The organism is Candidatus Tisiphia endosymbiont of Ptychoptera albimana (genome assembly GCF_964026605.1).
Classification (GTDB): domain Bacteria; phylum Pseudomonadota; class Alphaproteobacteria; order Rickettsiales; family Rickettsiaceae; genus Tisiphia.
Genome location: NZ_OZ032164.1, coordinates 1,057,565 through 1,071,278, shown reverse-complemented (window position 1 = coordinate 1,071,278; position 13,714 = coordinate 1,057,565). Strand labels below are relative to the sequence as shown.

Genomic DNA, 13,714 nt, shown 5'->3' with positions numbered 1-13,714 from the left:
AGACTCACCAATTTTAATCACTTTAAGTTTATTTAATTATACGAGAATTTGGTATGGAAGAAGATTTGAATTTTAGTATTGAAGAAGTCAAATGGTCTGAAGTTAAGGATGAAGTGTATAAGGTTAATCCTGAATTGACAGAAAAATGTGATAATGTTAATCAATGTGGAGGATATTCTTTATTCAAAATAAAATATCCTTATGGAGCATATATTGTTAATAGGGGGGAGTTTCATCTACCAACTAAAGACGGCAAACTAATTTCTATAAATGACTCAAGAATTCCAGAATTTCTAAAAAAGAAGTTGGGATATGGCCATATTCCCTTATCCTTAATTCTTAATAGTTTGAGCGAAGTATTTGTTCAGATACAAAATAGAATTGTTTCCCTTAATGTTCTTTTGACTGGTGAACTTTTTGGTCTATTTGAATTAATGCATATGTTAAACCAAACATCTTCATTAGATATGCCTATTTGGAATGTGTCAGCTGGAGCTCGCTCTACTGTCATGATTCCAAGTATTTCTGATACAGTGGGTCATAATAGGATTAAAAAGAAATTAGAGGCTGATATCTATGCTCCCTATGGTTTGTCAGATCATTGGCAGACATTTGTAGATATTAATAAGTATTTTCATAATTCAAATTGGAATAATAGCATTTTAGTATTTTCTAATGAGTGGTTTCTTCAACCAAATGATCTAGGATATAGTGGTTTTTATAATTATCTAGTTACTCAATGTTGGAAACAATTTCAATTGTTAGAAGATTTTACAGATTTTAGTTTATTATGGTCATTTTTTACTCATGCAATTAATCTACGTAATTTAAAACCACGATCATATCTAATAGACACTGTTAGACATTTAATTTTGATTTCTAAAGGTTCTGCTATAGCATTTAAGCCATCTACGGATGATACAGGTTTGCCAATGAGTTTAATACAGCAAATATATGTAAATGATTATAATCTAAAAGATTATATACCAAATATTATGCAACCAGCAAAATTTACTAAAAATAGTAAAGTCTATTATTCTCTTAGCTTTCCTACTCTATTTAATAGCTCTCCTTATTGTAGAAATCCTCCGAGTATAATTGAAGATCAAAGAGAGATTAAAAGATTATTAGATATTTTAATAAATACTATTCACCAAATTGAGAATCATAGTGCCAACTCCCTTAAAAACATAAAATTTGAGTTATTTCATTCTGGAAACGATCCATTTGGTCAGATATTATCTAGTAAAATTATATCTGAAGATGATGCTAGGTTTTTAGAGTATAATAGTAATGGTAAGGAAGCAAGAGTATTTTGCTCCTCATCTAGTTTTTTTAATGGTTGTATTGCTATCTGTAATAATGAGTAATTTTTTGAGTTTATTATGAGTAATTTAAATACACCCATATTAGAAACTCTACAAAGTATAATAGATAAATTAAAAGGATGTAGGTATCTTAATTTAAAAAATGTTACCTTTGTTTGTGTACAACATTTGTTATTTACAACAATAGATTTAATAAAATCTCTTATCAGATTAGGTGCTAAGCCGAATAATATTCATATAATGGGTAAAATATACTCAAATTGTCCTATAGTAATTGCCCAACTTATAGAAATGGGAGTAAATTACTATCCTAGTTCCCAACCGCAACAATTTGGCTATTTTAACTATTATTTTAATACAGATATAGCTAATATGTGGACTAATGTTGCTACTACCATAATAAATGTAAAATCTGACACTATTATCATACTAGATGATGGTAGTAAATGTACAACAACTATTCCAAAGTTACTAAGTGATAATTACAAGGTCTTTGCTGTAGAGCAGACATCATCAGGGGTTGTTCATATTATTAAAAACAATTATACCACGTTACCTTTTATTAACGTTGCTTATTCTGCTGCAAAGCAAATATTAGAGTCTCCAATGATTGCTCAGACCGTCATACGAAAACTTGATAAAATTTTGCCTTTACAATCTCGTACTCTTGTATGTGGAGTAGTAGGTTTTGGAGCTATAGGGAGAGCTATTGCACAAAAATTATTATCTTTAAATCATAAAGTAATAATATATGATAGATCTGACAGTAAGTATAATCTTATGAAGCAGATTAAAACTACAAATAATATTCTATCTTTATTTCAAAAATCTGAGTATATTTTTGGTTGTACAGGAGAAGATATTACTTTATCTCTTGACGTCAATAAAATACGAGGAACAAAGAATCTAATTAGTTGCTCATCACAAGATATAGAATTTCAGTCATTACTGCATATTATTCAAGATAATTCTTCTATTAATACCTCTAACGTATTGGATAATATCGAATATTCTACAGATAGTGCAACGTTCAATATTTTTAGAGGAGGATACCCTGTAAATTTGGATAATTCTGGAGAATCTGTGCCAGCCAATGATATACAACTTACTCGAGGATTATTACTTGGTGGAATCGTGCAAGCAGTATTTCATTTAGTTCAAGAGGTTAATCACAAGCCACAACAATATATGTTACATCCTAAAATACAAAAATCAATAGTGAAAGAATTAGTATATAATCAAAAGTACAAATTTTCTAATGATTTAGTAGTTATGAATTTTTTAGATGAAGAATGGATTAAAAATAACTCTAGCGGAGAATATGTAAGTAATGATATTATCTCACGATATTTTCTATAAACCTAAATTTCCGATTAAGAGTAGATAAAAAGTTGATGGAAATGAGGTTTAGTTTTCCCACCCGCCGCATGATAATCCACTTCTATAGCATAATTTTTGCTCATATTTATCTCGAAGATGAGGAGCGAAGCCTATAGATAATAGGCGAGCGACGAGTGACGACGTCACCAAATTCTCCTGAATTGACTATACCAATGTCAATCTTGGCTTTGTGGTTAATAAAGTTAAGATAAGTACTGTCTTGTGTCACTAGCAATAAATTATCATTATTGTTGTTAATTCTATCAGTAGTTTGCCTAAAATGCGACTCTATTAAATGATCATTGTTAACTTTGCTATTAACAAAAAAAATCATAAGATTGTCTTTGATCTTGTGGATTATCAAAAAGATTCTTAATACAGATTACGCGAATTCGGGATAAGAATTTGTCAATTCTTATCCCAAATTCGGTAAAATTATCGAAACAATCAGATTTGAGACGGCTCTGCATCTGATTGTTAAATTAATATTTTGCTAAAAACATGATTTTAAAAGATTAAAATCATGTTTTTAGCTTTAGAAAGGTTTAAAATGCATTTGCAAAACCGCTTTAAGAATACATTTTTCCTTATATTAAAGCCAATTCGGGATAAGAATTAGTTAATTCTTATCCTGAATTGGGGTAGATTGTAAATTTTGCCATTAGAGCTGTAAAAATCTTTAAAGCTTTTGATTTAAGACGTTGATCTTTTAAAACTAAACTTTCAAATTCTGATTCAAAAAATAACTTATTACTTCCTTCTCCTAGTCCCAAACTATCCAATTGCTTACCTCAAATCTTAAAAAATAAAATTTAATATTATCTTATTTCTTTTTAATCCTTGCAATTAAAACTTAAGGCTAACTGTTAGATTTGGTTTCGGCTCGGATGTTTCGTTGTCTACGCTTTACTACTGTCGTTACCTTCAGCTGCACAAGACTCGCTATATGGTGGAGCTATCTACTCCTTCCATAATAGGATTTTCACCCGTAAGATTAATGCACCTTATCTTGACGCACACACAATCAATTGGACAGAGCCTAGAGCCTTAATAATTCACATTTTTCCAGTCGGAGCGTTTAGTTTCTCCGGTTTTATAAAAAGAAGTTACTTCTTTTATAAAATGTTCAAAATCCGGATTTTCTTTAACGAGCCTATTAGCCATATTCCAATCAATCTCTAATCTTTCTTTAGCAGGAATTAGTATTCGACCTTTTTCGGATTCGTTTATGTTTAATAAAATGAATCCTATACCGTGCCTAGCAGAAAGAATTTCCAGTTCACGAGAAGTGTTACTATCCTTGCTTTCTACTAGAGAGAAAGCTACTAAATATCCATAGTGAGCCCATGACGAATTTGATAATGCTTGAAAAAAAGATTCTCGTACATTGGAGTGATTAATTGTTACTTTCACCTCAAAAGACCAAAGTTTAGCTTTTATATCCGCATATTGTTTGACGCAATCTTTGATCGGCTCTGCCCAACCTTTCGTCATAGCCTCCATTCCCACTAGGTCGGGATATAACCATTTATTAGCATTAGTACCACTACGATTTGAAGAACGTTTATCATTAATAGTCATGTTATAAATACTAAGCTCATCCCAAAGAAATTCTGAAAGCTTTAGATACACCTCTTTTTCTTTTATGTTTGACCATTTTTCATCTTCTTCTATCTCCGCTTGATCAGTTTTTTTAGTAAAATAATATTTGCGCGGACACTCTTGTGTTATTTTAATACCAGGCTCTTGTTTTTGTATGGCTTCATTACGTTCTTTAGTCATTTCTCCACTAAAGAGTACTATAATAATTTGAGCTATTTTTGCTGGATCAGTTACATTGAGTATTGATTTGCATTTACTGTTCTCCGCTTTTCTCTTGACTTCCTCAGGATAAGTTTTTACTAGCCATGCAGCTATTTCTCTAGAAGTAAATTTCCGACCTTCATTGGCTTTAAGGAAACCAATAATTGCTCTGTTACGGTTAAATTGCATAGATACTACTATTTTATAAACTACTAATAAATAATAATCAGAATAGTAAAGAATTTAAATATAACTAATATATAATTCCAAGTTATTATCTTTAAATTTAAATGTAGTTGTAATATTACAACTTATTCATTTTTCACAAATACCCAATCTTTATCGGAAGACTCAGTTTCACTATAATAATAGTTTTGTTTAGAGAACTGTTTTAATTTTTCAGGTACGTCTATAAGATTTTCTGCAATAAAGTTAAGCATGCTGCCCCTAGCTTTTTTGGAGTTTATAGCTATTATTTGTAATTTATTATTTCTTTTTTCTTTAAAATATATATTAATTATTGGATATTTAAGAGCATTTTGATTTATGGCGGAGGAATATTCATTAGAGGCTAGGTTGATTAGATATTTATTTTGGTGAGTTGCTAATATTTGATTTAGATAATTGGTAATATCAATTTGCCAAAAACTGGATAATTTTTCTAAGTTTGGCAATTTTGTTGACATTTCTAGCCTATAGGGTTTTATTTTATCTAAAACTCTTAGTGGTCCATATAAACCTGATATAATTAACGTGTGTCCTTGCAAGAAATCCCATTGCTCTTTAGAGAAACTGCGTCTATCAATATTATCATAAACATCCCCATCATAGGCAAATATCGCTTGCTTTTGAGGATGGTTATCGAAATCTTGAAATCTATGATAATTAAGCTCAGCCAGTTTATCACTAATCCCCATTAATTGCCTGATCTGATTTTGTGATAGGCTTTTACATATCTGTAAGAGATACTGCATTTTAGTAAGGAAATGCGGTTGCGTACATGGTAAATCCGGTATTTCCGAGATAAAATCTTGAGTCTTAGCTGGTGAAATTATACTTAGCATATCTGTAGTTTAGACAAGAAATTTACAATTTAACTGATTCAATTAATTTTCTAACTCCATCTACTGATTTATTAAATAGAGCTTGTTCTTCATCATTTAATTTTATTTCCACTATTTTTTCTACACCATTTTTACCAATAATAACTGGCACACCGACATACATATCTTTTACTCCATATTCTCCTTGAAGATAAGCAGCACAACTTAATATTTTACGTTTATCTTTTAGATAACTCTCTAACATTTCAATAGCAGAAGTTGCCGGAGCGTAATAGGCAGAACCATTTTTAAGTAGTGAAACAATTTCTCCACCACCATTTTTTGTGCGATCTATTATCGCATTAATACGTTCTTTCGTCGACCACCCCATTTCTACTAAATCTAAAACTGGTATGCCGTTAATTGTCGAATATCTAACCAAAGGAACCATTGAGTCACCATGACCTCCAAGTACAAAACTACTAACATTTTCTACAGAAACATTAAATTCATTGGCTAAGAAAAAGTTAAATCTTGATGAGTCAAGCACCCCAGCCATACCAACCACCATATTGCTAGCTAGTCCACTTTCCTTTAACATTACGTAAACCATAGCGTCAAGTGGATTGGTTATAACAATGACAAAAGCGTTCGGTGCATATTGCTTAATGTTGCTAGCCACAGTTTTTATAACAGTAGTATTAACATTAATTAAATCATCACGACTCATTCCAGGTGAACGTGGTACTCCAGCTGTAACAATTATAGCATCTGAACCTTCTATGTCTTTATAATTGTTAGTACCTTTAGCAATTATATCTGATCCAGTAATTGCTCCAGCTTGTGATATATCTAAAGTCTTACCCTGCGAAGGACCTTCAGATAAATCAAACATAACTATATCAGCAAGTTCTCTAAGACTGATCAAATGTGCAAGTGTTCCGCCAATCTTTCCCCCACCAATTAAAGCAATTTTTGTTCTTTTAGCCATACTTCCTCCTGAAAAGCATTTTATGAATTCATTGAATCAAAAAATTCTGTATTAGTTTTAGTGTTTTTAAGTTTATCAATTAAAAATTCTGCTGCATCGATAGTTCCCATTGGGTTAATGATTCTACGAAGAACCCACATTTTGGTTAAAATGGCTTTATCAACCAATAGCTCCTCTTTACGTGTACCAGATTTAGTAATATCAATCGCAGGGTAAACGCGCTTATCAGCTATTTTGCGATCGAGGACTATTTCAGAATTACCAGTACCTTTAAATTCTTCAAAGATTACCTCGTCCATACGAGAACCGGTTTCAATTAAAGCAGTTCCTATTATAGTCAATGAACCACCACTCTCAATATTTCTTGCCGCTCCAAAGAATCTCTTTGGACGTTGCAGAGCATTTGCATCAACTCCCCCAGTAAGAACCTTACCAGACGAGGGTACAACAGTGTTATAAGCTCTTGCAAGTCTTGTTATTGCGTCAACCAATATTACTACATCTCTTTTATGCTCGACCAACCTTTTAGCTTTCTCAATAACCATTTCAGCAAGCTGAACGTGTCTAATAGCGGGTTCATCAAAAGTTGAGCTAACTACTTCACCACGCACTGAACGTTGCATATCAGTAACTTCTTCTGGGCGTTCATCAATTAACAAAACAATTAAAAATACTTCGGGGTTATTGGTGGTAATAGCATGAGCTATATTTTGCAATAGAACAGTTTTTCCTGTTCTTGGTGGAGCAACAATCAACGCACGTTGTCCTTTACCCATAGGAGCAACCAATTCAATTATTCTTGTACTAAAATCCTTACTATTATCTTCTAGCTCTAGGGATAATTTTTCTTCAGGATAAAGTGGCGTTAAATTATCGAAATGTACTCTATGATATGCCTTAGAAGGGTCTTCAAAATTAACTTTGTTTACTTTTAACAAGGCAAAATAACGTTCTCCTGGTTTTGGAGCTCTAATTTGCCCTTCTACCGTGTCCCCTGTACGTAGTCCAAAACGACGAATCTGACTTGGGGAAATATAAATATCATCAGGACCGGCTAAGTAATTTACTTCTAGAGATCTAAGGAAGCCAAACCCATCAGGTAAAATTTCAAGTACGCCTTCTCCTGAAATCAAATCACCCTGCTCAACAGATTTCTTGAGTATAGCAAAGACTAGCTCTTGTTTTAGCAAAGCACTAGAATTTTCAATATTAAGATTTTCTGCTTGTATTTGCAATTCTTCAGGTGACTTACGTTTTAATTGTTTAAGATTGATGATAACAATACCATCTTTATTAGGATTATCATACTTAGTATTATTATTATAATAAATATCAGGTGATTCCTTATTGTTAGTAACTGTATTTTGGGTCATACCTATTTTTTTTAGATTAGTTAAGATCAAACTTTTCTAGAAACTTTATTCTTTCTAAGTCATTTTGTTGTTAGAATTAATCGAAGGAATTCTCATGTACACCAGTACTACTTACGATTTTTTGATTAATTTTTTAGTAAAAATTCCTTTCATAGCTAGTTTTGAAATAGGTCTATTGCTTTAAAAACTGGGAGAATCACGAAACCTACGAAAGTCAAGTTACTTAAAGATTAAGGTTAGACTACTACTCGAATGATTAGACTTCTTGCATAATTCTACTTTTGTTGGTAATTTATTCATAGTGCCTAGGCTCGAATCCGTAACGGAATTTGAGTGTGCTGCAAGTCGAGATTTCGTGGCTTCCTTAAATCCTTGCACATAAGTGAACTCTGCAAGAAATTTATTGAAATTAGCATCACAAAATTTTGACAGCTCAGCTAGACTATGTGGACCTAGAGAGCATTCGTATTTCCGAGTAACTAACTTAATTTGGGAATTGATATTAATACTAACTTAATTATTTATATTTATCAAATTATTTTGCGGTTGTCAAACAAATTACACATGGTAGGATAATTTAAAAGTATAACCAATAGTTGATGCACATGTGTATATACTCGGTCAACTTCAAGAATTAAGGTCGTCGTGTCTAAAGCACCATAGTACCCTACATTTTTCTATAATCGTCATAGCAAGGCTCTTTAGATGCCGTGGCGATCTAGGTAAACAGCGAAGCTGTTTTTTTAGAGTAACGCTTCGCGTATCTTAGATTGCCGCGTCGCCGCTTTCAGTGACTCCTTGCTAATAGACGATCAACAACTATTTTAATAGTGGTTATATAAAAAATGTAGGGTACTATGAGTGACCCACGCAACAAAGTCAGTCAATTTACCATAACCTTCCTTTATTTACTGCTTTAAGAGCAGGTTTAGTAGGTGTTGCTAGTTCTCTTTTAATTGTTTCTACATGCCTTAACGTTTTTTTTACTTGTTGAATTTCTATTTTAACATTATTACTAATAATCCTAGACATGCTTGGATTATTTTGCGGCGTTTGAGTTTCCTGAACTATTGGGGCTTTTGTAGGTATTTCTTGCTCTGATTTTATTGCTATCATTGAAGTATTTATGGTATCTTGCCTAGCATGCACTTCTTCTACCTTTGGGTTGGGCAGGTCAGTAGCATCTTCAGCTAGCTCTTGATATCTAGATTTGTCCATCTGTGCTATCGAATTGCTTTGTAACTTATCCACCAAGACTCTGTTATCTAGTTGGTCCGTAGTTAACTCATTTAACCTGTGTGCTTCTATATTTTCTAACTTAGCTTCTGTTGGTGTTGATACCACAAAATCAGAACTACTAGGTTCGGGTATTTGTTTTGTTTCTATGCTAGAATGTTGAGTAAGAGGAGGTGGTGGTGTGGACACTGAAGTTGACATGGTTGGTGCAGTTTGATTGCTATATTTGTCTGTAAGATGTGTAGCAATATCCTGTAAATTATTTGTAGAAATAGGTAATTTTTTAATCACAGAAGAATACCAAGATTTATCTGATGCAATTTTATTTGTTATGTCAGATATTATCTCGTCTTTATGATTTATTAATTGCTCAGAACCAAGTTCTATTAAAGTCGGAGATAATTGTTCCGAGATTTTATTATTTTGTTGTTCTGTAATCTTTATATCTGTTTTATTTTGAATTCTGTTAATAGATTCTTTAAGGATTGGTTTTGAGACTAATTCTGCATCTTTATCTTTAATAATTGGATTAATAGAATCGGCAAATCGTTTGATATTTTCTTCTGTAATTTTTGTTGTATCTAAGGTTAGAAACGAAGAATTTTTTGGAGCATTATCTACACTAAAAAATTTCTGAGCTTCCTTGCCAATTAAGCTATGTAGCTCTGTTAGTTTCCACTCTTCAAATAACTCAGTTGCTAATTCACTGGGTATATGGACATAAGGTAGAAGCTGTTTACAAAAAGCCTCTTGTCTGATCTTTTTTTCTTCTATAGAACCAGTATCTTGTATATTTATACTAAGAGTCAATAAAAGTTTTTTAGTTTCATTTTCTCTATAATTAACAAACTCTGGACTTAACCCATTATTCCTACTATCTATTAATTCTTTTATAAAAGAATTAGCAGATTCATTAACTGCATTAGAAAGAACTGTACGTTCTGTCTTATTAAGTTTTGTGAATTCTTTAGCAAATTTAACAGTTTTATTTCCTTGGCTAATAGTTTTATTAAAAATATTAAGTTGCTCGGTACTAAAATGTCTTGCATCTGCTTGTAAACTTTCCATAGTTTTGTTAATTACTGTACTGGCATAATCTGATTTAGGAATTGCTTGACCTTTTAACTCTAATATTACTTTTTTAACCGCTTCAAGAGCGATCTTATCCTTATCATTGTTACTTTTAATATCATTTAATACAAATCCCTTTAAACTAGCTTCTAAGTTTGCAAATTGCCTATCTGCTTTTGCCTTGTCATTGTCGTTCATAAGGCTTTTAGAACGTTCTATATTTAAACTAAAATTATCAAGAAGTTCTTCTGTCTTTTTATCAGATAAATTACAGTAAAAACTTTCTGTTGCTAATCCAGTCATTACACTCATAAATGATTCGTTAGTACCAATGAGTACTCCATTAGCTATAAATTCTTTTGATAATTGTGGAGTTGGTTGTTTTAGAAATTTAAGTTTATATGTGTATGCCCTTCCTATTAATTTATTTATATTTTCAATCTCGTTTTTAGTGTTAACTCTAATAATATCATCTTTTTTATCTGCTAAATGGCTATCACTTTCGTACCCAGAATCAACAGATCTTACTGATATATTATCATCTTGATTCGTACTATATTCAGAAGGAATAGACTCCTTATCACTCTCAAAATTAGATATATTTAAATTACTGGATTCTATAGTTGCTCTATCGTCTGACATAAAAACCTTTCATTATACGCGAATTTGGGATAAGAATTGACAAATTCTTATCCCAAATTCGGTGAAGTTATAGAAACAATCAGATTTGAGACGGTTCTGCATCTGATTGTTAAATTAATATTTTGCTAAAAACATGATTTTAAAAGATTAAAATCATGTTTTTAGCTTTAGAAAGGTTTAAAATGCATTCGCGTTAGCCGCTTTAAGAATGCATTTTTCCTTATATTAAAGCCAATTCAGGATAAGAATTAACTAATTCTTATCCTGAATTGGGGTATTATATTAATCATAAAATTAGAGGACATATAATCCCTATTACATAAAGAATCTCTATTGAATTGATGATTCTTGCAAGCATTTTGATGTAGAACAAATGTACTTAACGCATTTCAGAGTTGGTGTTGTTGTATTTTTGTGCAAAACCCTGCTAATATTTATTCTTCACAATTGTTTGCCTTCAGCTATAATATCATATGTAGATATTCTAAGAGTTAATTATGTTACAAATTAGCGATAAAATTTTTTCTAATCTTAGTGGGCAGGAAAAATATGATATAATAAGCAGTAAGCAACGTGGAGATTGGGATAATACAAAAGATTTTATTATTAAAGGTAGAGAATGGATAATTGATGAAGTAAAAAAATCAGGTCTGCGAGGGCGGGGTGGTGCTGGATTTTCGACTGGCACCAAATGGTCGTTCATGCCTAAAGATCACCCGAAACCTAGCTATCTAGTGGTTAATGCTGATGAATCAGAACCTGGTACGTGCAAGGATCGTGATATTTTAAGGTATGAGCCACATAAATTAATTGAAGGTTGTTTGCTCGCCAGTTTTGCTATTAACGCACATACTTGCTATATATATATTCGTGGTGAATTTTATAATGAATCCTCCAATGTACAGCGTGCTATAGATGAGGCTTATGATGCCGGTTTTATAGGCAGTAATGCTTGTGGTACAGGGTATCATCTTGACATTCATTTGCATAGAGGGGCTGGGGCGTATATTTGCGGTGAGGAAACAGCTCTGCTCGAAAGCTTAGAGGGCAACAAGGGCTTCCCTAGATTAAAGCCACCATTCCCAGCTAATTTCGGCTTATATGGTTGTCCAACAACTATTAATAATGTTGAATCAATTGCCGTTGTGCCTACTATACTCCGGCGTGGAGCTGATTGGTTTGCTGGAATCGGTAAGCCTAATAATACCGGAACAAAGATTTTCTGTATTTCTGGTCATGTAAATAAGCCATGTAATGTTGAAGAAGCCATGGGCGTACCTTTAAAGGAGTTGATTGAGAGATATGCCGGGGGTGTACGGGGTGGATGGAGTAATCTGAAAGCTATTATCCCAGGTGGTTCATCAGTACCGTTGCTACCAAAGTCATTATGTCAGGATGTTGCAATGGATTTTGATAGTTTAAGGTCAGCTGGTTCAGCACTCGGGACTGGTGGAATCATTGTTATGGATAATTCTACGGATATTATTTACGCTATTGCTAGGCTTAGTAAATTCTACATGCATGAGTCTTGCGGTCAGTGTAGCCCCTGTCGAGAAGGTACAGGTTGGATGTGGCGAGTTATGATGCGACTGGTACGCGGTCAGGCAAAAATAGATGAAATAGATCAATTATTGGACGTTACAAAAATGATCGAAGGTCGTACTATTTGTGCCCTTGGAGATGCTGCTGCTTGGCCTATTCAAGGGTTAATTCGTCATTTCCGTCATGAGATTGAAGAAAGGCTAGCCAAGCAAGGGGTTTAGTTTAGATTGCTCTGTTACTGTTAGCAAATTAGTATCATATAAATGAAGAAAATAATAGCTCTGAACATAAGTAGAAAATCTCAATTTATTATTGCATTTGCTATAATGGGGTTATTATTGCTTATATCATATCGTAGTTGTTCATCTTGTATTACTTACATGTTACCATCAGAATATTTAAATAATGGAAATTTAGCATATTTCCAATTTAATAATTATAATAAACTACAAGAATTACTTCCTAAAAATATTAGATATATCGAACAATATAATATAATTGCCAGTGGACAATTTAGTGTTAACCAATTTAAAAATGCTATTGGGTGTAAAACAGATATTATTGATGTTGATTTAAGGAGTGAGTATCATGGATTCAATGATCTAAACCCAGTGTCCTTTATCAGTTTACCATATAATGACGTTAACGCTAATAAATCTCAAGAGGAAATTATACTACAGGAGCAATATCTTTTTGGTTCAATATTACCAACTTACAAGCAACTTAGTATATATGTAAATAATTTGAAGACTACGCCAACAAAGAAGGACCTAGCAATCTGTATACCTATTTCTACTAAGACTGAAGCTGATATAATGGCAGGTTTGAATATTGATTATTATAGAATTACCACATTAGATCATCGAGAACCTAATCGTGATAATTTAGATAGAATGGTAGCACTTTTTGATCAAAAATTAAAATTAAATCCAAGTCGATGGGTTTATTTACATTGCTTAGGTGGAGATGGTCGTGCCACGACAGCTACAGCTGAGCTTATGATGTTAAAACAACAAGAAGCTGGCGAGTTACAACCATTCGATGATTCGGTAACATATGTAGAATCTGTGAGTAATGGTTATAAGCTAGTCCCAAGTTGTAAGCCTAGTGATCAAAATTATCGCTGTCAGTGGAAGTGGGATCGTTATAATACCTTAAAAATATTCTATAATTTTGTACAAACAAGAACTAAGAATCAAACTTTTAGTGATTGGCATAATGTAATGTTCCACAAGAAAAAGACATTGTAATTAACTTGATTATATTAATAATTTATGTTTTAATTAATCATATTAATTAAAATAA

11 protein-coding genes are annotated in these 13,714 nt (G+C 32.4%); 4 read left to right on the top strand and 7 right to left on the bottom strand.

The genetic code is table 11. From position 1 onward, the window contains the following. Positions 1-53: 53 nt before the first annotated feature. Entirely contained in the window at positions 54-1,370 is a 1,317-nt protein-coding gene (locus tag AAGD36_RS04980; protein WP_341755180.1) for a hypothetical protein, read from the top strand. 15 nt (positions 1,371-1,385) lie between these two features. Then, entirely contained in the window at positions 1,386-2,687 is a 1,302-nt protein-coding gene (locus AAGD36_RS04975) for an NAD(P)-dependent oxidoreductase (RefSeq protein ID WP_341755179.1), read from the top strand. Between the two features lie 106 nt (positions 2,688-2,793). Here AAGD36_RS04975 and AAGD36_RS04970 read toward each other — a convergent pair whose 3' ends face one another. The 7 genes from AAGD36_RS04970 to AAGD36_RS04940 all read right to left on the bottom strand — a co-directional run bounded on the left by AAGD36_RS04970 (position 2,794) and on the right by AAGD36_RS04940 (position 10,867). Then, positions 2,794-3,042: a hypothetical protein gene (locus AAGD36_RS04970; protein ID WP_341755178.1), complete on the bottom strand. Its 249-nt coding sequence runs from the start codon at positions 3,040-3,042 to the stop codon at positions 2,794-2,796. Between the two features lie 292 nt (positions 3,043-3,334). Then, positions 3,335-3,490: a hypothetical protein gene (locus AAGD36_RS04965; RefSeq protein ID WP_341752237.1), complete on the bottom strand. Its 156-nt coding sequence runs from the start codon at positions 3,488-3,490 to the stop codon at positions 3,335-3,337. 265 nt (positions 3,491-3,755) lie between these two features. Further along, a complete protein-coding gene (locus tag AAGD36_RS04960; protein ID WP_341752236.1) occupies positions 3,756-4,700 on the bottom strand; it encodes a hypothetical protein in 945 nt (314 codons plus the stop codon). A 122-nt stretch (positions 4,701-4,822) separates the two neighbouring features. Next, positions 4,823-5,575 carry a peroxide stress protein YaaA gene (locus AAGD36_RS04955; RefSeq protein WP_341755177.1) on the bottom strand — a complete coding sequence of 251 codons (753 nt, stop codon included), beginning with the start codon at positions 5,573-5,575 and terminating at the stop codon, positions 4,823-4,825. A 22-nt stretch (positions 5,576-5,597) separates the two neighbouring features. Beyond that, positions 5,598-6,545: a malate dehydrogenase gene (mdh, locus tag AAGD36_RS04950; protein ID WP_341755176.1), complete on the bottom strand. Its 948-nt coding sequence runs from the start codon at positions 6,543-6,545 to the stop codon at positions 5,598-5,600. 20 nt (positions 6,546-6,565) lie between these two features. Continuing rightward, positions 6,566-7,918 (bottom strand): transcription termination factor Rho, encoded by a 1,353-nt coding sequence (gene rho, locus AAGD36_RS04945; RefSeq protein ID WP_341755175.1) that lies wholly within the window; start codon positions 7,916-7,918, stop codon positions 6,566-6,568. A gap of 888 nt (positions 7,919-8,806) precedes the next feature. Next, positions 8,807-10,867 carry a hypothetical protein gene (locus tag AAGD36_RS04940; protein WP_341755174.1) on the bottom strand — a complete coding sequence of 687 codons (2,061 nt, stop codon included), beginning with the start codon at positions 10,865-10,867 and terminating at the stop codon, positions 8,807-8,809. 497 nt (positions 10,868-11,364) lie between these two features. Here AAGD36_RS04940 and nuoF point away from each other — a divergent pair, with 497 nt between their 5' ends. Together nuoF and AAGD36_RS04930 are read left to right on the top strand one after the other, a co-directional pair. Then, positions 11,365-12,630, top strand: a complete 1,266-nt coding sequence (gene nuoF, locus AAGD36_RS04935) for an NADH-quinone oxidoreductase subunit NuoF (protein WP_341755173.1) — start codon at positions 11,365-11,367, stop codon at positions 12,628-12,630. A 42-nt stretch (positions 12,631-12,672) separates the two neighbouring features. Continuing rightward, entirely contained in the window at positions 12,673-13,659 is a 987-nt protein-coding gene (locus AAGD36_RS04930) for a hypothetical protein (protein WP_341755172.1), read from the top strand. The last annotated feature ends 55 nt before the right edge of the window (positions 13,660-13,714 follow it).